Origin of the sequence: Oryzisolibacter propanilivorax, assembly GCF_900103645.1 — a bacterium.
In the GTDB taxonomy this organism is placed as follows: domain Bacteria; phylum Pseudomonadota; class Gammaproteobacteria; order Burkholderiales; family Burkholderiaceae_C; genus Melaminivora; species Melaminivora propanilivorax.
The window spans coordinates 254562-274080 of sequence record NZ_FNHP01000005.1 but is presented as its reverse complement, the minus strand read 5'-3'; the positions used below and the strand labels follow the sequence as shown (position 1 = coordinate 274080).

Here is a 19519-nt window from a genome sequence, read left to right as displayed (position 1 = left end):
GCGATCAGGGCCAACCGACAAGCCACATGCAACCCACTCCACACGACCTTTTCAGCCCCGCCGCCGACGTGCCCGACCTGGGCGCCGACGTGCCGTTCTTCCGGGAACTCGGCCTGCAGCTGCGCCGCATGGCCGATGGCCAGTCCGAGCTGTTCTACGAGGTGCAGCCACGCCACACCAATTCCTACGCCGTGGCGCACGGCGGCGTCAGCATGACGCTGCTGGATGTGGCCATGGCCACCGCGGCGCGCAGCGTGGCCTTCGACCTGGGGGTGGTCACCATCGAGATGAAGACCAGCTTCATGCAGCCCGCGCGCGGCGCGCTGACGGCGCACGGGCGGCTGCTGCACCGCACGCGCTCCATGGCCTTCGCCGAGGCGACGGTGCACGATGCCGAGGGCCGGCTGTGCAGCCAGGCCAGCGGCACCTTCCGCTACGTGCCGCGCGCCGACAGCATCGCGCCCATCGCCACCGATTGAAGCCGGCCGGTTTTTAGATAAAAACGGCCCCTGGCCCTTGATATGCAAGGGCCGGCAGCTATCAAAAACAGAGTCCAACGTTCACTGATGAAGGAGCCCGCCATGCCACGCAACCAGCAGATCCTGCTCGACAACCGCCCCGAGGGCGAGGCCACCGAGGCCAACTTCCGCCTGGTCACCACCGACACCCCGCCGCTGCAGGACGGCCAGGTGCTGGTGCGCCACCACTACCTCAGCCTGGACCCCTACATGCGCGGGCGCATGAACGACAGCAAGAGCTACGCCGCCGCCCAGCCGCTGGGCGAGGTGATGATCGGCGGCACCGTGGGCGAGGTGGTGGAAAGCCGCCACCCGGACTACCAGCCGGGCGACCAGGTCGTCGGCATGGGCGGCTGGCAGGAATGGAGCGTGGTCGACGCCCGCCAGCCCGGCCTGCTGCGCAAAGTGGACACGACGCACGTGCCGCTGTCCTACTACCTGGGCGCGGTGGGCATGCCGGGCGTCACCGCTTGGTATGGGCTGGTGCGCATCATCGATCCCAAGCCCGGCCAGACGGTCACCGTCAGCGCCGCCACCGGCGCGGTGGGCAGCGCCTTCGTCGCGCTGGCCAAGGCGCGCGGCTGCCGCGTGGTGGGCATCGCCGGCGGGCCGGAGAAATGCCGCTATGCGGTCGAGGAACTGGGCTTCGACGCCTGCATCGACCACCGCCAGCACACCGATCTGAAATCCATGTCGGCGGCGCTCAAGGCCGCCTGCCCGCAGGGCATCGACGGGCACTTCGAGAACGTCGGCGGGCACATCCTGGACGCGGTGCTGCTGCGCGCCAACACGTTTGCGCGCGTGGCGCTGTGCGGGATGATCGCCGGCTACGACGGCCAGCCGCTGCCGCTGCAAAACCCGGCGCTGCTGCTCGTCAACCGCATGCGCATCGAAGGCTTCATCGTCAGCGAGCACATGGACGCCTGGCCGCCGGCGCTCAAGGAGCTCGGCGGCCTGGTCGCCCAGGGCAAGTTGCGCCCGCGCGAGAGCATTGCCCAGGGCCTGGCCGCCGCGCCGGCGGCCTTCCTGGGCATGCTCAAGGGCCAGAACTTCGGCAAGCAGCTGGTCCGGCTGGTCTGATGGCGACAGTCCCGCTGCACTGGACCTGGGCCCGGTTCGACGACTTGGGCGTGCACGCGCTGCACGAAGCCCTGGTGCTGCGCTGCCGCGTGTTCGTGGTCGAACAGGCCTGCGCCTACCAGGAAGTGGACGAGGCCGACACCCGCGCCTGGCACCTGCTGGGCCGCGCCGCGCCCGGCGGGCCGCTGCTGGCCACGCTGCGCGTGGTGGACCCGGACGGCAAGGGCGCCGGGCCGTCCATCGGCCGCGTCGTCATCGCGCCGCAGGCACGCGGCGGCGGCACGGGCCAGGCCCTCATGCGCGAGGGCCTGGCGCGCTGCCAGACGGCCTGGCCGGGGCAGGACATCCGCATCAGCGCGCAGGCGCACCTGCAGCGCTTCTACGGCGCGCTGGGCTTCGTGGCCGTTTCCCAGGCGTACGTGGAGGATGGCATCCCCCACGTGGACATGCTCTGGCGTTGGCCAGGCGCGGGGCGCTGAGCAACCTTCCTCCTTTCCCGCGGTCCGCCGGCGGCATGCGACCCGCGCGGCAGACCGCCCCTACCTCCCAGGAGCCACCATGATCGAAGACTTCCACGGCAAAACGGCGGTGCTGACGGGCGCCGGATCGGGCTTCGGCCGGGAATGCGCGCGCATCGCCGCGCAGCGCGGCATGCGCCTGGTGTTGGTGGACGTGCAGCCGGGAGCGCTGGACGCGGCCGCCGCCGAGGCCCGCGCTGCCGGCTGCGAGGTGCTGGCGCGGCATGTGGACGTGGCCGACGCCGCGCAGATGGAGCAGCTGGCACGCGACGTGTACGCGCAGTTTGGCGCGCCGCACTTCGTCTTCAACAACGCCGGCGTGGGCGCCGGTGGGCTGATCTGGGAAAACAGCGTGGCCGACTGGCAGTGGGTGCTGGGCGTGAACCTGTGGGGCGTGGTCCACGGCGTGCGCCTGTTCACGCCGTTGATGCTGGAGGCAGCGCGCGCCGACCCGGCCTGGCGCGGCCACATCGTCAACACGGCCAGCATGGCCGGGCTGGTGAACGCGCCCAACATGGGCGTGTACAACGTCAGCAAGCACGCCGTGGTCGCCTTGAGCGAAACCCTGTACCACGACCTGTCGCTGGTCACCACCCAGGTCGGCGCCAGCGTGCTGTGCCCGTACTTCGTGCCCACCGGCATTGGCGCCAGCGAGCGCAACCGTCCGCCGGCCGCGACCGGCGTGGCGCCCACCGCCAGCCAGCGCATCAGCCAGGCCATGACCGCCAAGGCCGTGGACAGCGGCCGGGTCAGTGCCGCCGAGGTGGCGCGCCAGGTCTTCGATGCGGTGGCCTGCGGCCGCTTCTATGTCTTCAGCCACCCGCAGGCGCTGGGCGGCGTGCGCAGCCGGCTGGAGGGCATCGCCGCCGGCGGCAACCCGCCCGACCCATTCGCCGAGCGACCCCAGCTGGGCGAGCAATTGCGCGCGGCGCTGCGCGCGGCGGGCTGATCCGGCAGCTGCCCTTCAGGCGCCGACGCCGCGCGCCAGCGCCGCCTGGCGGATGCCGTCCAGCGTCCCGGTGGGCGTGATGGCCTGCGGGTCGATCAGGCAGTGCAGCACGCTGGGCAGGCCGCTGGCGCGCGCGCGTGCCATGGCCGGCGCGAAGTCTTCGGTGCGCTCCACCCGCTCGCCGTGCCCGCCGAAGGCCTGGGCGTAGGCACGGAAGTCGGGGTTCTGCAGATGCGTGGCGCTGATGCGGCCGGGGTACTCGCGCTCCTGGTGCATGCGGATGGTGCCGTACATGGCGTTGTCCAGCAGCACCACCACCAGCGGCAGACCGTACTGCACGGCGGTGGCGAATTCCTGCCCGTGCATCAGGAAGTCGCCGTCGCCCGAGACCACCACCACCTCGCGCTGCGGCCACAGCCGCTTGGCGCCCACCGCCGCCGGCAGGCCGTAGCCCATCGAGCCGCTGGTCGGCGCCAGCTGGCTGCCGTAGGCGGTGAACGGCCAGAAGCGGTGCACCCAGGTGGCGAAGTTGCCGGCGCCGTTGCAGAAGATGGTGTCGGCTGGCAGCACCTGGCGCAGGTGCTGCATCACCTGGCCCATCTGCAGCGGGCCGGGGATGCGGATCGGCGAGGGGTCGCTCCAGGCCAAGTATTCGGCGCGCGCCGCCCGGGTGTGCGCGGCCCAGCGCACCGGCCCTGGCGGGTGCAGCTGCGCCAGCGCGGCGGCCAGCGGCTGGGGCGTGGCGTGCAGCGCCTGCACCGGCTGGTAGACGCGGCCCAGCTCGTCGGCGTCGGCATGGGCGTGCACCAGCGGCTGCGCCGGCACGGGAATGTCCAGCAGCTCGTAGCCCTGCGACGGCACCTCGGACAGGCGCCCGCCCAGCACCAAGACCAGGTCGCTGGCGCGGATGCGCGCCAGCAGCCGCGGATTGGCGCCCAGGCCCAGATCGCCGGCGTAGCTGTCGTGGCTGGCCGGGAATAGCATCTGCCGGCGGAACGAGCAGTACACCGGCAGCTGCCAGGCGCTGGCGAAGGCCGTCACGTCCTGCACCGCCTGCGCCGACCAGCGGCTGCCGCCCAGGATGACCACCGGCTGCTCGGCCGCCTGCAGCCGCGCCGCCAGCTCCTGCAGCGCGGGGGCGCCGGGGTAGGTCTCGGGCGCGGCGTAGGGCAGGGCGTCGGCCGTCTGCACGGTGTCGGTCAGCATGTCCTCGGGCAGGGCCACCACCACCGGGCCGGGGCGGCCCGAAGTGGCGACCTGGAAGGCGCGCGCCACCAGTTCGGGCAGGCGGCGCGCGTCGTCGATCTGCACCACCCACTTGGCCATGGTGCCGAAGACGGCGCGGTAGTCCAGTTCCTGGAACGCCTCGCGCCCCAGCGCGCCGCGCGCCACCTGGCCGACGAAGACGATCAGCGGCGTCGAGTCCTGGTGCGCGATGTGGATGCCGGCCGACGCATTCGTCACTCCCGGCCCGCGCGTGACGAAGCAGATGCCCGGGCGCCCGGTCAGCTTGCCCTGCGCCTCGGCCATGATGGCCGCGCCGCCCTCCTGCCGGCAGACGGTGACGGCGATGTGGGCGTCGTGCAGCGCGTCCAGCACCGCGAGGTAGCTTTCGCCGGGCACGCAGAACAGCTGCTGGACGCCGTGCAGCAGCAGCTGGTCGACCAGGATCCGCCCGCCGGTGCGCAACGGCACGGCGTGGGGGGCAGAAGAAGGGGAAGGAGCGGGGGCAGAAGTCATATCGGGCATGGGGCGCGGCTGCGGTTCAGGCCGAAAAGGCCGGCGCGCCGCGCGGTGGCGGCGCGCCGGCGGGTTCATTCACACGTTCTCACTGCTGGTAGCTTTCCAGCGGCTTGTCGTTGGGGTTGGCGAACAGCGCGCGCAGCGTGCCGCCCAGCGGCAGGTTCAGACTGACGTTCTTGGGCGGGATCGGCTGTACGAACCATTTGGCGTAGATCTTCTCCATCTCGCCCGATTGCATCAAGCGCGTGAGCACGCCGTCCACCGCCGCCTTGAAGGCCGGGTCGTCCTTGCGGAACAGCAGCGCGATCGGCTCGGCGCCCAGCGGCTCGCCGACGATGCGGTAGGCCTGCGGATCGCGCGAGGCGGCGATCAGGCCGGCCAGCAGGTTGTCGTCCAGCACGAAGGCATCGGCGCGGCCCGACTCCAGCAGCATGAACGACTCGTGGTGGTCCTTGCCCAGCACCGTCTTGATGGGCGTGCCCACCGCGCGCTCCTGCTTGCGCAGCAGCTGCACCGCCGTGGTGCCGGCGGAGGCGGCCACCGTGCGCCCGCCCAGCTGGGCGATGGAGCTCAGGTCGGAGTCCTTGCGCACCGCCATGCGCACCTCGCTGACGTAGCTGGTCACGGCGAAGGCCACCTGCTGCTGGCGTGCGAGGTTGTTGGTGGTCGGGCCGCAGCCGATGTCCACCGTCCCGTTGCTGACCAGCGGCAGCGTGCTCTGCGCGGTGATCGCCATGTATTCCAGCTGCGCGCCGGGCGCCACTTCGCGCAACACGCGCTCGCACAGCTCGACGTGGTAGCCGACGAAGCGGTCGTGCGCGCCCAGCGCATAGGCCATGGGCGGCGAGGCCTCGCGCACCCCCAGCACGGCCTTGCCCGAGGCCTTGATTTTGTCCAGCGTGCCGGAGGCTGCGGCGGGCTGCGCCTGGGCGGCCGGCAGTGCGCAGCACAGCGCCAGGGCGGCGCCCAGCGCTGCCAGGGTGCGACGGAAGGGTGCCATGGGGGTCTCCTTTTTCTGCGTTGTGGGAACTGTCCTCGCCGCACTATCACCGCGCGCTGGCGCGGTGAATAGCGAAAAAGCGGAACGACTTGATGTCGGGAGAGAATGAAGTGCCGGTGGCCGACTCCAGCCGCCATTGGCCCCTGGCCCGCTCCAAGCAAAGGCCGTGGCCCGATAGCGGGAAAACCCGCATGGCCCGCTTCATTCCCTGACCGCATGACCCTGCTGCGCAAGACCTTCCTGCCGCCCATCTCCGACCTGCTTGCCTTCGAGGCCGCGGCGCGCCACGCCAGCATCTCGCGCGCCGCGCAGGAGCTGCACCTGACGCAGAGCGCCGTCTCGCGCCAGATCCGCCAGCTCGAGCGCCAGCTGGGCATGGCGCTGTTCCACCGCGTGCGCCAGCGCATCGTGCTGACCGACGCCGGCCGGGTCTACGCCGCCGACGTGCGCGTCGCGCTGCAGCAGCTGTCGGCCAGCACGCAACAGGCCATGGCCTTCTCGCACGCCGGCGGCCTGCTGAACCTGGCGGTGCTGCCCACCCTGGGCACGCGCTGGCTGGTGCCGCGCCTGCCCAGGTTCCTGGCGCTGCATCCGCAGGCGACGGTGAACCTGGCGGCGCGCACCGAGCCCTTCGACTTCGCCGGTACGCCGTTCGACGCGGCGATCCACTTCGGCGCGCCCAGCTGGCCGGGCGCGGTGTGCCGCTTCTTGATGCGCGAGGAGGTGGTGCCGGTGGCCAGCCCGGCGTTCCGCGCCGCACACGACATCGCCACCGCCCACGATCTGACGCGCGTGGCGCTGCTGCAGCAAAGCACTCGGCCGACGCAGTGGTCCGAGTGGTTCGAGCAGGCCGGCGTGGCCACCACGGTGGCGCTGCGCGGCGCGCGCTGCGAGCACTTCTCGATGCTGGCGCAGGCGGCGGTCAGCGGCCTGGGCGCGGCGCTGCTGCCGCGCTTCCTGATCGAGCAGGAACTGGCCGCCGGCAGCTTGGTGCAGCTGGCGCCGCAGGCCCTGGCCAGCGCTGGCGCCTACCACCTGGTGTACCCCGAGGCGCGCGCGCACACGCCGCTGGTGGTGGCGCTGCGCGACTGGCTGGTGCGCGAATGCGCCGCCGGCGCCTGAAGCGCCCGTGGCGGGCGGTATCCTTGGCGCCCCGTTTCCCCCGCGCCCGACGAGAAAGCAGCCCGCCCCATGTCCATCCAGTGGTTCCCCGGTCACATGCACCTGACGCGCAAGGCCATAGCGCAGCGCATCAAGGACATCGACGTGGTCATCGAGCTGCTGGACGCGCGCCTGCCGGCCTCCAGCGCCAACCCGCTGCTGGCCGAGCTGACCGGCAACCGCCCGACGCTGAAGGTGCTGAACAAGCAGGACCTGGCCGACGCGAGCCGCACGCCTGCCTGGCTGGACTGGTACAACGCCCGCGCCGGCACCCGCGCCATCGCGCTCGATGCCTCGGACAGCGCGCCGGCGCGCCGGCTGATCGAAGGCTGCCGCCAGCTGGCGCCGAACCGCCGCGGCATGGCCCGGCCGATGCGGGTGCTGATCGTCGGCGTGCCCAACGTCGGCAAATCCACGCTGATCAACACCCTGTCGGCCAAGCGCGAGGCCAAGACGGGCGACGAGGCCGGTGTCACCCGGCAGGAGCAGCGCATCGTGCTGGAGGACGACTTCTACCTGTGGGATACGCCCGGCATGCTCTGGCCGCGCATCGTCGTGCCCGAAAGCGGCGAGCGCCTGGCTGCCAGCGGCGCGGTGGGCCGCAACGCCTACGACGAGGAGGAGGTGGCGCTGGCCCTGCTGGGCTACTGCAGGCAGCACTACGCGCCGCTGCTGGACGCGCGCTACAAGCTGGGCATGGCGGCAGCCGACATCGCCGCGCTGCACGACGACGAACTGCTCGAGCGCATCGCGCGCAAGCGCGGCGCGGTGATGAGCGGCGGACGCCTGAACCTGCAGAAGGCCGCCGAGATCGTGTTGACCGACTTCCGCGCCGGCGCCATGGGCCGCATGACGCTGGAGACCGTGGACGAGTACGCCGCCTGGACGGCGGCCGCGCAGCTGCGCGAGGCCGAGCGCGTCGAGCGCCGCGCCGAGCAGAAGAAGCGCGACGAGCGCCGTGCGCGCAACCAGGGCGACTGACGCTGGCGCGCGCCGGCCGCGTCACCAGACCAGCGGCGCTGGCAAGTCGTCCCAGAACAGCACGCGGCGCAGTTCGTGCCAGCGCGAGGTAGCGGGCTGGTGCGCCAGCGGCGCGGCGCCCTTGCGCAGCAGCACCAGGTAGCCGGCGGCCGTGCCCACGGCCAGCAGGTCGGAGTCGTGCGGCGCCGGCCTCAGGCACACGATGGCCCCGCCCAAGTGGTGGCGCCACAGCGGCGCGCCATCCTCGGACACACCGTGCAGGTCCCCGTTCACATCGCCTCCGATATCCACGCCGTGCAGCCACACCCGGGCCGGGCTCGGCTCGGGGGTGGAAAGGATCGCAGGGCCAGCCCCGTCGTGCGCCGGAACGAGGCCGCCAGCGCCGCCTGGTGAATGGCCTGAGGCAGCGCCGTCAGGCCAGACCTGCCAGCCGCCGGCGGGCAGCTGCCAGCAGCGCGGGCCCTGCGGCGCGCGCACCCAGGCGCGCAGCCCGCCGTCTGGCTGCCAGGCCAGCGCCGCCACCGCCTGACCATGCTGCGCGGCGTGCGCCGCGAACACCGTGGGCGCGAAGGCGAAGCGGTGGTGCAGGCGCTCGGACAGTCCGGCATCGCCCAGCTGCTGCGCCTGCCGCATCAGCCGCAGCACGGCGCCAGCCTGGCGCGCGCGGGCGTCGCGCGCCGGGGCAGAGGTATCTGACGCGGCATCGGTTTCCCACCGGGCGCGCAGGGCGGCGGCATGGGCGCGCGCGGCGTCCTGCCAGGCGTGCGACAGCGCCAGCACGCCCGCGCCCAGCGCCTCGGCGTCGGACTGCGGTGCGGCGTAGGGGGGCAGCCGGGCCAGCGCCGGGGCGGGGGTGCGGTCCAGGAGCACCTCGTCGTCCTGGCGGCGCGCGCGCGCATCGAGCGCCAGCAGCGCGGCCTGCACCTGCAGGAACAGCTGCGCCAGCCGCCGCAGGTGCGCCACCGCGTGCGCCGGCAGCGGCTGGCGCGCGTCGCCCTGGCGCTGACGGTAGCTGACGGCCAGCCCTGGCGGGTGCGCGGTGCCGGCCGGCGGCGGCGCGCCGGGCGGCAGCACCTCGATCTGGTAGCTGGCGTGGGCGTCGTCCTCGGGGTCGCCGGGCATCTCCTGGCCGTTGCGCCAGCTCAGCTTGAGCGCGGCCGGGTGGCGCGCGCCGCCCTGCACGCCGCCGGCGTGCGCGCCTGCCCAGACATCGCCCAGCCACAGTCCGGCTCGGTCCGGGTCGCTCCAGTCGTTGTATTGCTCGGTGAACAGCGGCAGCGCCACCAGCGCAGCAATGTGCGTGGGCTGCAGTGCGGCGTGCAGGGCGGCGCGCGCCGGCCGGCCCTGGCGGCGCTCGTCTTCCGCGGCGTCCCAATACGCCAGCAGCGCTTCCCAGGCCCGCGAAAAGGCCGCCCAAGCGGCGGGCGCTCTGGCGGCGTCCAGCAGCTGCCAAGCGCCAGGCTCGCCGTGCGGGTCGCAGGCACGGTACTGGCGCACCACGCCCTGCGCCGCTGCTGGCATACGTACCGACCGCGCCCAGGCGCTGGCGCGCGCCAGCCAGCCCTCGTCCGGCGCGCGCGGCGCGCTGCCCGGCAGCGCCAGCCAGAAGTCCCAGCGTTTCCAGATGCTGAGGAACACCCCATCCAGGAACACGTCGCCATCCGCGTCCACATGGCTGCGGGTCAGCAGGAAGTCGGTTTGCTGCCACCACCCGGCGGCCTTGCCGTGGCCCTTGTCGGGCAGCGCCAGCTGCAGCAGGCGCCGCAGCTGCGCGGCGTCGGGCGGGCGCGGGGGGCTGCTGGCGGGTGGAACGGTGGGTTGAGGCATGGCTGCGGGCATGGTAGCCCGCGCCGGGCGGTCAATGCGGGCCGTCGTCCGGGACGATGCCGCCGCGCTGCACGTACTGCTCGTACTGCGAACGCGGCAACGCGGCGCGGCCGGCGGCGCCGTTGGCGGCGGTCCAGCTCAGCGTGACGCTGTCGGGTGCTGGCAGCAGCTCGACCCGGCCTTCAGGGATGGGCAGGTCCGGGCCGTCGCCCACGCGGTAGGTCACGTGGCCGTGGACGGTGGCGTGGCGCGGGGCAGGCGTGGTGTCGTGCTGGCTCATGGGTCGGCGGGTGGTGAAGAGGGTGGCAGGAAGGGTGGGTCTTGGCGATCGTGCCGGATCGGTGCCGCCGCCGGGCTGGGGGTATGGCCAGGCGCCAGCGTCTGGTGGGCCAGCGGTATGGCCCACAGCACAACCAGCCCCATCAGGCCGCTGAGCAGGGCCATGCCTTCCTGGCCCAGCCCGGCGGCGGTGCCGATGGCGGCGGTGAACCAGATGCCGGCGGCGGTGGTCAGACCCTTGACGGTGTCCGGGTCCTCGCGCTTGAGGATGGTGCCCGCACCCAGGAAGCCCACGCCGGCGGTCACGCCCTGCAGCACCCGGCTGTTGTCGGCCGGTTCGATGCCCGCCTGCTCGGCGGCCAGCACGAACAGCGCCGCGCCCATCGACACCAGCATGTGCGTACGCAGCCCTGCGGCCTTGCCGGCGCGCTCGCGCTCCCAGCCCAGCAGGCCGCCCAGCACCGCCGCCACGCCCAGGCGCAGCACGACGCGCGTGACCAGCTCCGGGTCGGTGGTGCTGGCGAATTCCTGGCTGGCGGTGGCCAGGGCTTGGTCCCACCAGCTGCTCATGTCTGTCGGCCGGCGCGGCGGGCGGCCGGGAAGAAGCGCCGCATGTGGCGGACGATGGATGCGGTTGACGGCATGCGGCGCAGTCTCGCCACGGATGCGCGCCGGTGCCGGCAGTCCTGGCCGGATTCATGGGTAGGACGGGGCGCACGCAGGCAGGCGCCGGTGATGTGGCAGAAAAATGCCTCCAGCCCATGATATACAAGGGCCTGCAGCTATTATTTTGATAGTTGAAGGCCGTGCGCGGGCGCGCCTCGCAGATCAGGCAGAAATGGCGGGGCCCGCGGTTGGGTTCGCGCTGGCGGTGGGTTGCCATGGCAGGCTCAGGATTTGCTGCCAGTCCTGCACATGCGCCGGTGCAGCGCCGTCCGGCGGCCAGCGCAGGCCGCTGTCCAGCGTTAGCAGTCGGCCGTCGACAGGATGCGGCAGCTGCAGCTGCCAGGCATGCAGCCACAGCCGGGCCTGGCCCAACTGGTGCGCCCACCAGCGGTTCAGCGGCCCCTTGCCGTGGGTGGCGTCGCCGATGATGGGATGGGCGACATGCTTGAGGTGGCGGCGGATCTGGTGGCGCCGGCCGGTGGCGGGCTCGGCCTGCACCAGCGAGGCGCGGGTGGTGGCGAAGTGCGCGTCGCTGGCCGCCGGCAGCTCCAGCCGTGCCAGGCAGCGCAGGCGGGTGCGCGCGTCCTGCACCGGAGCATCGGGCGGTGCGTCGTCGGGGCGCAAGGGGTGGTCCACCTCGACCAGTGGCGCAGCCCAGCCGCGCACCAGCGCCAGGTAGCGCTTGGCCACCGCCTGCGTGGCGAAGGACTCGGACAGCGCGCGCGCCGCCGCCGGGTGCAGCGCCATCACCAGCACGCCGCAGGTGCCCTTGTCCAGCCGGTGCACGGGATAGAGATGGCGGCCCAGCTGGTCGCGCAGCGCCTGCAGCACGAAGCGCGTCTCGCCCGCGTCCAGGCCGGTGCGGTGCACCAGCCAGCCAGCGGGCTTGGCCACAGCCACCAGGTGCTCGTCCTGCCACAGCAGCGGCAGCGGCGCGTGCGCTGCCACTTACAGGCCGCTGCCCGGCGTCAGCTGGATGGTGCCCAGGCGCGAGCCTTGCACCTCGCCCTCGGGCTGCGGCGCCAGCCAGTACACCCACAGCCCGCGCAGCCAGGCGCACAAGTACAGCCCGGCGACGACCAGCAGGCCCCACTGCTGCGTAGACCAGAAGACGTAGAACCAAAAGGGCTGGCCCAGCAGCCCCAGGACACAGGCCCAGCGGCGCGCGCGCACCGTGCGGGCCTGCGACAGCCACGCGGCACAGGCGCCGAGCAAGGCCATGGCGATCTGGTCGATTCCCATGATGAAAGCCTCCAAATCAGGATGGGAGTGGATGGTAACTGGATATGCATCCAGTCATGAAAGAGTGCGCGGCATTCCTACAACGCCAGTGCCTGACCGATGGCGCGGGGCTGCCGAGCGCGGTCCTACGGTCAGGGGCCGGGCTTGCAGCCCCGGGCCGCGCGCGGTGCGCGGCCTGCACCTGAATCAAAGGAAGCTCTGACATGAACACCTCCGATGTGCGTGAAACCGTGCGGGATGTCATCGCCTACGACGATGCCCGCGAAAGCGCCCCGTTCGAGCACGAGATCGCCCTGCTGACGGGGGTGGGGCTGATCGCCTGTGCCTTCCTCACCTCCTCGCGTACCCGATCGGTGCTGCACGCGGTGGTGGGCGGGGCGCTGCTGGCGCGCTCGGCCGCCGGGCGCGACGGGCTGCGCAAGTGGACGCGCGAGCCGCAGGCCAGGCCGCGCAGCCGCATCGTGGTGACGCCCTGAACGCCGGTCGCTTGCAATGCCGCCCGTCGTCGCAAGGCGCGGCGGCGGGCGCCGGCAGGTGTCTGCAGAGTATTGGATGGGAAGGCATGGCGCATCGTGATCCTGCTGGTCATGGGCCGTCGCGCAGTGCACCGGCCCGGCCATCTTCGGAGCGGGACGTGTAACCGGCTGTAGGAGCCGGGCGCATTGCCGCGTTCACCCACGGCGGCGCGGGCTGCCAGGGCTGCAGCACAATCCGCGCGCATGACGCTGTCCCCACGCTCCACCCTGCTGCCGCTGTCCCTGCTGGCCCCCCCTTCCGTTGACGATCCTCAGCCGCTGGTGCTGTACCACGGCCGCTGCGCCGACGGCTTTGGCGCCGCGCTGGCGGCGTGGCGCTTCTATGGCGGGGCGGTGGAGTGCATCGGCCTGTCGCATGGCCAGGTGTCGGGCCTGCAGGACCTGCCGCCGCTGACGGGGCGCCAGGTGTATGTGCTGGACTTCGCCTTTGCGCCCGACCTGCTGGCGCAGATCGACGCCCAGGCCGCGCGGCTGCTGTTGCTGGATCACCACAAAAGCGCCGCCGCACAGCTGGCCGGCTTCGAGTGCCGCTGCGGCGCGGTGCATTTCGACATGGACAAGTCCGGCGCGCGGCTGGCCTGGGACTATTTCTTCCCCGATGTGCCGCCGCCCGACTTGGTGCGCTTCGTCGAGGACCGCGACCTGTGGCGCTGGCAGCACCCCGAGACCGCCGGCTTCGTCGCCGCGCTGGACATGGAGCCTTTCGACTTCGACCGCTGGAGCGCCATCGCCGATTTCGACGCCACCCAGGTGCAGGCCTTCGTGGCGCGCGGCCAGGCCATGGACGAGAAGTTTCGCCACCTGGCGCAGGACGTGGCGCGCGGCGCGCGGCCGCTGGTGTTCAACGGCGAGGCCGGGCTGATGGTGAACGCGCCCGGCGCCTTCCATAGCTTGGTGGGCGAGCTGCTGTCGCGCGAGAGCGGCAGCTTCGCGCTGATGTGGGCCGTGGGCAGCGAGGGCCAGGTCAAGGTCGGTCTGCGCTCGCAGCGCGGCTACGACTGCTCGCCGCTGGCCGTCAGCATGGGCGGCGGCGGGCATGCCCAGGCCTGCGGCTTTCGTATGGACGCGGCGCGCCTGCCTGAGTTGCTGTCGGGCAGCTTCCAGGCCTGCTGAACCGCGCTGCCGGCATGCAGCTATGATTTTTTTGTCTGCGCGGTCGGGCTGGTGATGGACCCGGGCCAAGCAGTTTTCTTTTTTCGTTTCACTCTTTCCTGCTGCCCCCGGGCAGCGGCACCACCCTCCAATGGCACAAGCACACAGCAGCAGCACTTCCCCGATCCGCATCGGCATCGTCGGCTACGGCAACCTGGGCCGGGGCGTCGAGGCGGCCATCGCCAAGAACCCCGACCTGCAGGTCGTCGGCATCTACACCCGGCGCGACCCGGCGCAGCTGCAGCCGCTGCACGCCGGCACGCCCGTGCACCGCATGGACGCGCTGGCGCAGCACCAGGACCGCGTGGACGTGCTGATCCTGTGCGGCGGCTCCAAGGACGACCTGCCCGTGCAAAGCCCGCAGCTGGCGGCGCAGTTCAGCCTGGTGGACAGCTTCGACACCCATGCCCGCATCCCCGAGCACTTCGCCGCCGTCGATGCCGCCGCCCAGGGCGGCCAGACCACGGCGCTGATCTCGGCCGGCTGGGACCCGGGCATGTTCTCGCTGAACCGCCTGATGGGCGAGGCGCTGCTGCCCGATGGCGTGACCTACACCTTCTGGGGCAAGGGCCTGAGCCAGGGCCATTCCGACGCCATCCGCCGCGTGCCCGGTGTGGCCGGCGGCGTGCAGTACACCATTCCTGTCGACGAGGCCGTCGAGCAGGTGCGCAGCGGCACCCGGCCTGATCTGACCACGCGCCAGAAGCACCGCCGCGAGTGCCATGTGGTCCTGGCCGAAGGCGCCGACGCCGACGCCGTGCGCCGCAGCATCGTCGAGATGCCGCACTACTTTGACCAGTACGACACCACGGTGCACTTCATCAGCGCCGAGGAACTGGCGCGCGACCACACGGCGATGCCGCATGGCGGCTTCGTCATCCGCAGCGGCAGCACCAGCGACGGCGTGTCGCAGGTCGTCGAGTACCGGCTGCAGCTGGACAGCAACCCAGAGTTCACCGCCAGTGTGCTGGTGGCGTATGCGCGGGCGGTGCACCGCATGCGGGTGGCGCGGCAGTACGGGTGCAAGACGGTGTTCGACGTGGCGCCGGGGCTGCTGTCGCCCCGCAGTGCGCAGGAGTTGCGGGCGGATTTGCTGTAGTTTCGATAGCTTCCGGCCCTTTGTTTATATGGGCTTGAGGCTGTTTTGATTGTTGTTTTGGCTTTGATTGCCGGGGCGAGTCCCGGCCCCCACACTCAAAACCAGAACACTAATCAAAACAGCCCCAAGCCCATATCAATAAAGGCCGAGCAGCTATCAAAAAAACTACCCCCCCGTCGCATCCTCGAACCGATCCACCTCCCGCAGCGGCCGGAACCACGCCATCCACCCCGCCACCACCGCCAGCGTGCACACACTGCCCAGCACCGCCGCCGGCACCGCCCCCAGCCACGCAGCGCTGGTCCCCGCGCGGAACTCGCCCAGCTCGTTGGACGAGCCGATGAACAGCATGTTCACCGCGTTCACCCGCCCGCGCATCTCGTCGGGCGTCGAGAACTGCACCAGCGCGCCGCGGATGTAGACGCTGACCATGTCCGCCGCCCCCGCCACCAGCAGCGCCGCGAACGACAGCCAGAACAGCGTGGACAGCGAGAACACCAGGTTGGCCACGCCGAACACCGCCACCGCCGCGAACATGGTGCGCCCCACGTGCCGGTCGAAGGGTCGCAGGCTCAGGTACAGCCCGGCGCCCACCTCGCCGATGGCCATGGCGCTGCGCAGCGCGCCCAGGCCCTGCGGGCCGACGTGCAGCACCTCCTGTGCGTAGATCGGCAGCAGCGCCACCACACCGCCCAGCAGCACGGCGAACAGGTCCAGCGAGATGGTGCCCAGCACGATCGGACGCGAGCGGATGAAGCCGATGCCCGCGCCGAAGCGCTGCCACATCGGCGCCGGGTGCTGCGGCCGCGGCGCGGCGTAGGCCACCGCCACCCGCGCCAGCAGCAGCGTGCCCAGGGCGAAGCACACGGCGCACAGCGCATAGGTCAGCTCGCCGCCGCCCAGCGCATACAGCACGCCGCCAACGAATGGCCCCCCGATGGCGGCACCGCGCATCAGCATGCTGTTGGCCGCCACGGCCTGCGCCAGTTGCGCGCGCGGCACGATCTGCGGCAGCAGGCTTTGCAGCGCCGGGCCGGAGAACGCGCGCGAGCAGCCGAACAGCACCAGCACCGCGTAGATGCCGTTCACCCCCGCGTGGCCATGCCCCGACAACCACCACAGCAGTGCGCTGCACACCGCACCCAAGGCCCAGCTGCACGCCAGGATGGGCTTGCGCGAGACGCGGTCGATCAGATCGCCGGCCGGCAGCAACAGCACCAGCATCGGCAAGAACTGCGCCAGCCCGACCCAGGCCAGCGCCAGCGGCTGGCGCGTCAGGTCATAGACCTGCCAAGCCACTACCACCGCCTGCACCTGGGTGGCGATGACCGCCACCAGGCGCGCCGTCAGGAACGACAGGAAGCCACCGTGGCGATAGACGCTGGTGCTGGTGCCCGGCGGCGCGGCAGCGGGCGATGCGGAGGAAGGGGACGAAGGGGGAGGCGAGGAATCCACGGCGGCGGGCAGGCAGGGCGAGAAGGCGCGATGCTAGCGCCCGGCCTTCAGGGCTGCCCGTGGCGGCGCCGATAGTCCCATGGCGGCATCGGACGCCTTTGCGCCCACAGGCCGGCACCGCTGGCGCGCGCCTGCTGCTGCAGCCGGTACAGCTGCGGCTGGCTGGCAGCCTGCCGCGACGGTACCCAGGCCAGGCCGGCGCCCACCTGCGCAGCCGCCGCGTCCTGGCCACGGCAGCGCACATGGGCCAGCGTGCGGCCGTAGGCGTCGTGCCCCAGGGTGTGCATCTGCGCGCGCTGGTGCAGGCACAGGCCCTGCAGGCCGCTGCGCGCTGCCTGGCCAAAGGCCTGGCGCAGCTCGGGGGCGTCGATGGTGGCAAGGCGCACCTGCAGCGGCCGCTGGCTGGCGTCGCAGCGCGCCGACAGCGAGTCGCCATCGCCGACGGCGATGACCAAACACAGCAGGACGGCGGCAGGCATGGGCGGGACAGGGATAAAAGCGGCGAATATAGAAGATGTCCGCCCGGACGGCGGGTGGAAGCAGGGCGGTGATGCCGATGCACGGCTGCATGGCCCCGGCGGCGCATGCCTGAGAACGCGCCCGGAGCGACCACATGCTGCGAGGCGCCCTGACGCCACCGCTGCCGCCGTCAACGCCACCACCACCAAGGCCAACGCCAATGCACTGCGCCCGCAGCCGTGCGCAGCGCATGGCGGACAATCCAGGACCGCGCAGGGGCCGCGCCTTCCTGCCGCTTTGCTTTCCCTTCCTCTTATCCTTTCCGGTTGCTTTCGTGTTCAAAGGCCTGGCGGCGTCCGTCGCCGCATCCGTGCTGTTTGGCGCCATGTATTTCATGGCGCCGTTTCTCGTGCCGCTGGACGGTGAGCAGATCTTCGGCTGGCGCGTGCTCAGCACGCTGCCCTTCACCACCGCGCTGCTGCTCGGCCTGCGCCAGGGCGCGCGCGTGCGCCTGCTGCTGCTGCGCATGCGGCGCGCGCCATGGCTGGCGCTGGGCCTGCTGGCCAGCGCGGCGATGCTGGGAGTGCAGCTGTGGCTCTTCCTGTGGGCGCCGCTGCACGGGCGGGCGCTGCCGGTGTCGCTGGGCTACTTTCTGCTGCCGCTGATGATGGTGCTGACCGGGCGGGTGCTGTATGGCGAGCGCCTGACGCGGCTGCAGTGGGTGGCGACCCTGCTGGCCGCGGCCGGCGTGGCGCACGAGGTACTGCATTCGGGCGGACTGTCGTGGGAGACCTGGCTGGTCTCGGTGGGCTACACGGTCTATTTCGTCTGGCGCCGCTGGCTGCGCAGCGACAGCCTGGGCGGGCACTGGCTGGACATGCTGCTACTGCTGCCGGCGGCGCTGTGGTTCGTGCTGCGTGCACCGTCGTCGCTGCCGCTGGTGACGGGCAGCCCGCACCTGTGGGCGATGGTGCCGCTGATGGGCCTGGTCAGCGCGGTGGCGCTGGCGCTGTACATGATGTCCGCCCGCTGGCTGCCGCTGACGCTGTTCGGTCTGCTGAGCTATGTCGAACCGGTGCTGCTGGCGCTGGTGGCGCTGGTGCTGGGCGAGAGCATTGACCATACGCAGTGGGCGACCTACGGCCCGATCTTCGCCGCCGTGGCGCTGCTGGTGCTGGACGGAGGGCTGCGCCTGCGCCAGGCGCGCGCCTGACGAACAGGCGCTGCCCGGCGCAGGCGGCGACCCGTCAGGCCGCCGGCTTGAACTCGTCGAACGCCTGCACGGCGCTGGCGGCATACATCGCCACCGGACCGCCGCCCATGTAGATCGCCACGCCCAGCGCCTCGTGCACCTCCGCCTGCGTGGCGCCCAGGCGCGCCAGGGCCTTGGTGTGAAAGCCGATGCAGCCCTCGCAGCGCGCGGCCACGCCGACCGCCAGGGCGATCAGCTCCTTGGTCTTTGCGTCCAGCGCGCCGTCGGCGATGGCGGCCTTGCCCATCTCGTGAAAGCCGGCCATCACACCCGGCACGCTCTTGCGCAGCGGCGCGAGGTTGCCGGAGATGGTCTGGGTGAGTTGCTGGTACGAGGCGACGGTCATGGAAACACTCCCTGGAAAATGCCGGTGGAACAGACGATGAGAACAAAGGCCACGCGGTAAACGGGCGCTTTGTTTAGCGAAGTCTAATTTAGAAATTACTGAATTACAATCCCGAGCACGCCATGAACGACTCCCACGCTCCATCCGACAGCTTTGCCCAGTTGCAGCGCAGCGCCACGCAGGCGGCCGCGCTGCTGCAGGCGGTGGGCAACCCGAACCGCCTGCTGGTGCTGTGCCTGTTGATCGAGCATGGCGAGATGAGCGTGGGCGCGCTGAACGAGTTCGTGGCGCTCAGCCCCTCGGCGCTGTCGCAGCACCTCTCGCGCATGCGCGACGAAGGCTTGGTGGCCTTCCGCCGCGAGGCGCAGACGCTGTACTACCGCATCGACCACCCGCACGTGGCCACCCTGGTGGCCACGCTCAAGGACATCTTCTGTCCGTGACCCTTCTGCCCTGAAAGCACCGACCCGCCATGACCCTGCAACCCCTGGACGCCCTGGCCGCGCGCCACCTGATCGACACCCGGGGCGCCGTGCTCGTCGACGTGCGCGGCCCCGACGAGCATGCGCGCGAGCGCATCGCCGGCGCGCGCAGCCTGCCGCTGGACCGCCTGCGCGCCCAGGCACCGGATGCCGGCAGCCTGCTGGCCGGCGCGCCGGCGGTGGTCTTCCACTGCCGCTCGGGCCAGCGCACCGCGCAATACGCGGCCTGGCTGGCCGGCTGCGCGCCGTGCCCGGCGTATGTGCTGGAGGGTGGGCTGGACGGTTGGAAGCGCGCCGGCCTGCCGGTGCTGCGCGACGCCGCGCAACCGCTGGAGTTGCAGCGTCAGGTGCAGATCACCGCCGGGACGCTGGTGGCCCTGGGCACGGCGCTGGGCGCCGGGCTGTCGCCCTGGTTTTTGCTGCTGCCGGCGTTTGTCGGCTGCGGGCTGGTGTTTGCAGGCGTGTCGGGCTTTTGCGGCATGGCGCGCCTGCTGCTGAGGATGCCCTGGAACCGCAGGGCTGCCGCGGCCTGACGGGCCACATTCGTTCATCCAACCGTCGAGGGAGAAAACACCATGCAATTCAACGTAGGCGGCATCGACCGCATCCTGCGCGTCGTGTTCGGACTGGTACTGATCGCCCTGGCCGCAACCGGCACCGTGGGTTGGTGGGGCTGGCTGGGCGTGGTGCCCCTGCTCACGGGAATGTTCCGCTTCTGCCCGGCCTATGGCCTGCTGGGCATGAACACCTGCGGGCTGCGCAAGCCGCGCTGAA

Annotated in this window: 23 protein-coding genes; 13 read left to right on the top strand and 10 right to left on the bottom strand. The window is 71.6% G+C overall.

Annotation, left to right across the window (positions count from 1 at the left end; all coding sequences use genetic code 11):
- The first annotated feature begins 68 nt into the window (after nucleotides 1-68).
- From BLQ61_RS10490 to BLQ61_RS10475, 4 genes are all read left to right on the top strand, one after another.
- A complete protein-coding gene (locus BLQ61_RS10490) occupies nucleotides 69-479 on the top strand; it encodes a PaaI family thioesterase (RefSeq protein ID WP_091569675.1) in 411 nt (136 codons plus the stop codon).
- 102 nt (nucleotides 480-581) lie between these two features.
- Entirely contained in the window at nucleotides 582-1598 is a 1017-nt protein-coding gene (locus tag BLQ61_RS10485) for an NADP-dependent oxidoreductase (protein WP_091569891.1), read from the top strand.
- The gene (locus BLQ61_RS10480) at nucleotides 1598-2077 is read left to right on the top strand and encodes a GNAT family N-acetyltransferase (protein ID WP_091569672.1); all 480 of its coding nucleotides are present in this window, start codon (nucleotides 1598-1600) and stop codon (nucleotides 2075-2077) included. The genes BLQ61_RS10485 and BLQ61_RS10480 overlap by 1 nt, the downstream gene beginning before the upstream one ends.
- Nucleotides 2078-2156: 79 nt before the next feature.
- Entirely contained in the window at nucleotides 2157-3065 is a 909-nt protein-coding gene (locus BLQ61_RS10475) for an SDR family oxidoreductase (protein ID WP_091569668.1), read from the top strand.
- Nucleotides 3066-3080: 15 nt separating this feature from the next.
- On the opposite strand, the gene BLQ61_RS10470 is transcribed toward BLQ61_RS10475, so the two are convergent.
- Both BLQ61_RS10470 and BLQ61_RS10465 read right to left on the bottom strand, forming a co-directional pair.
- A complete protein-coding gene (locus BLQ61_RS10470; protein WP_091569666.1) occupies nucleotides 3081-4805 on the bottom strand; it encodes a thiamine pyrophosphate-binding protein in 1725 nt (574 codons plus the stop codon).
- An 88-nt stretch (nucleotides 4806-4893) separates the two neighbouring features.
- A complete protein-coding gene (locus BLQ61_RS10465; RefSeq protein ID WP_091569663.1) occupies nucleotides 4894-5808 on the bottom strand; it encodes an amino acid ABC transporter substrate-binding protein in 915 nt (304 codons plus the stop codon).
- 216 nt (nucleotides 5809-6024) lie between these two features.
- Here BLQ61_RS10465 and BLQ61_RS10460 point away from each other — a divergent pair, with 216 nt between their 5' ends.
- Both BLQ61_RS10460 and ylqF read left to right on the top strand, forming a co-directional pair.
- The gene (locus BLQ61_RS10460; RefSeq protein ID WP_175488268.1) at nucleotides 6025-6930 is read left to right on the top strand and encodes a LysR family transcriptional regulator; all 906 of its coding nucleotides are present in this window, start codon (nucleotides 6025-6027) and stop codon (nucleotides 6928-6930) included.
- 69 nt (nucleotides 6931-6999) lie between these two features.
- Nucleotides 7000-7950 (top strand): ribosome biogenesis GTPase YlqF, encoded by a 951-nt coding sequence (ylqF, locus tag BLQ61_RS10455; protein WP_091569661.1) that lies wholly within the window; start codon nucleotides 7000-7002, stop codon nucleotides 7948-7950.
- A gap of 21 nt (nucleotides 7951-7971) precedes the next feature.
- Here ylqF and BLQ61_RS10450 read toward each other — a convergent pair whose 3' ends face one another.
- The 5 genes from BLQ61_RS10450 to BLQ61_RS10430 all read right to left on the bottom strand — a co-directional run bounded on the left by BLQ61_RS10450 (nucleotide 7972) and on the right by BLQ61_RS10430 (nucleotide 11964).
- Nucleotides 7972-9777, bottom strand: a complete 1806-nt coding sequence (locus BLQ61_RS10450; protein WP_245703966.1) for a hypothetical protein — start codon at nucleotides 9775-9777, stop codon at nucleotides 7972-7974.
- Nucleotides 9778-9808: 31 nt separating this feature from the next.
- Entirely contained in the window at nucleotides 9809-10057 is a 249-nt protein-coding gene (locus BLQ61_RS10445) for a hypothetical protein (RefSeq protein WP_091569656.1), read from the bottom strand.
- Nucleotides 10054-10626, bottom strand: coding sequence for an MgtC/SapB family protein (locus BLQ61_RS10440; RefSeq protein ID WP_091569653.1), 573 nt, complete (start codon nucleotides 10624-10626; stop codon nucleotides 10054-10056). Before BLQ61_RS10440 ends, BLQ61_RS10445 begins: the two co-directional genes overlap by 4 nt.
- Nucleotides 10627-10884: 258 nt before the next feature.
- Nucleotides 10885-11670, bottom strand: a complete 786-nt coding sequence (locus BLQ61_RS10435; protein ID WP_091569649.1) for a pseudouridine synthase — start codon at nucleotides 11668-11670, stop codon at nucleotides 10885-10887.
- Nucleotides 11671-11964, bottom strand: coding sequence for a hypothetical protein (locus tag BLQ61_RS10430; protein WP_091569886.1), 294 nt, complete (start codon nucleotides 11962-11964; stop codon nucleotides 11671-11673). It abuts the gene before it with no gap.
- Nucleotides 11965-12167: 203 nt separating this feature from the next.
- Between BLQ61_RS10430 and BLQ61_RS10425 the strand changes: the two genes are divergently transcribed.
- From BLQ61_RS10425 to BLQ61_RS10415, 3 genes are all read left to right on the top strand, one after another.
- Nucleotides 12168-12440 (top strand): hypothetical protein, encoded by a 273-nt coding sequence (locus tag BLQ61_RS10425; protein WP_091569646.1) that lies wholly within the window; start codon nucleotides 12168-12170, stop codon nucleotides 12438-12440.
- A 243-nt stretch (nucleotides 12441-12683) separates the two neighbouring features.
- A complete protein-coding gene (locus BLQ61_RS10420; RefSeq protein ID WP_091569643.1) occupies nucleotides 12684-13613 on the top strand; it encodes a DHH family phosphoesterase in 930 nt (309 codons plus the stop codon).
- Nucleotides 13614-13743: 130 nt separating this feature from the next.
- Nucleotides 13744-14751, top strand: coding sequence for a diaminopimelate dehydrogenase (locus tag BLQ61_RS10415; protein ID WP_091569641.1), 1008 nt, complete (start codon nucleotides 13744-13746; stop codon nucleotides 14749-14751).
- 165 nt (nucleotides 14752-14916) lie between these two features.
- Here BLQ61_RS10415 and BLQ61_RS10410 read toward each other — a convergent pair whose 3' ends face one another.
- Together BLQ61_RS10410 and BLQ61_RS10405 are read right to left on the bottom strand one after the other, a co-directional pair.
- Complete coding sequence (locus BLQ61_RS10410; protein WP_425415618.1) at nucleotides 14917-16218, bottom strand: MFS transporter; 1302 nt, start codon at nucleotides 16216-16218, stop codon at nucleotides 14917-14919.
- 35 nt (nucleotides 16219-16253) lie between these two features.
- Nucleotides 16254-16685 carry a thermonuclease family protein gene (locus tag BLQ61_RS10405; protein WP_091569636.1) on the bottom strand — a complete coding sequence of 144 codons (432 nt, stop codon included), beginning with the start codon at nucleotides 16683-16685 and terminating at the stop codon, nucleotides 16254-16256.
- 314 nt (nucleotides 16686-16999) lie between these two features.
- Here BLQ61_RS10405 and rarD point away from each other — a divergent pair, with 314 nt between their 5' ends.
- Nucleotides 17000-17878, top strand: coding sequence for an EamA family transporter RarD (gene rarD / locus BLQ61_RS10400; protein ID WP_091569633.1), 879 nt, complete (start codon nucleotides 17000-17002; stop codon nucleotides 17876-17878).
- A 34-nt stretch (nucleotides 17879-17912) separates the two neighbouring features.
- On the opposite strand, the gene BLQ61_RS10395 is transcribed toward rarD, so the two are convergent.
- Nucleotides 17913-18263: a carboxymuconolactone decarboxylase family protein gene (locus BLQ61_RS10395; RefSeq protein WP_091569631.1), complete on the bottom strand. Its 351-nt coding sequence runs from the start codon at nucleotides 18261-18263 to the stop codon at nucleotides 17913-17915.
- A 122-nt stretch (nucleotides 18264-18385) separates the two neighbouring features.
- Between BLQ61_RS10395 and BLQ61_RS10390 the strand changes: the two genes are divergently transcribed.
- The 3 genes from BLQ61_RS10390 to BLQ61_RS10380 are packed head-to-tail and all read left to right on the top strand — an operon-like array spanning nucleotide 18386 to nucleotide 19518.
- Entirely contained in the window at nucleotides 18386-18706 is a 321-nt protein-coding gene (locus BLQ61_RS10390) for an ArsR/SmtB family transcription factor (protein ID WP_091569628.1), read from the top strand.
- A gap of 29 nt (nucleotides 18707-18735) precedes the next feature.
- Entirely contained in the window at nucleotides 18736-19278 is a 543-nt protein-coding gene (locus tag BLQ61_RS10385) for a rhodanese family protein (RefSeq protein ID WP_091569626.1), read from the top strand.
- A 42-nt stretch (nucleotides 19279-19320) separates the two neighbouring features.
- Complete coding sequence (locus BLQ61_RS10380) at nucleotides 19321-19518, top strand: YgaP family membrane protein (RefSeq protein ID WP_091569623.1); 198 nt, start codon at nucleotides 19321-19323, stop codon at nucleotides 19516-19518.
- Nucleotide 19519: the final 1 nt, after the last annotated feature.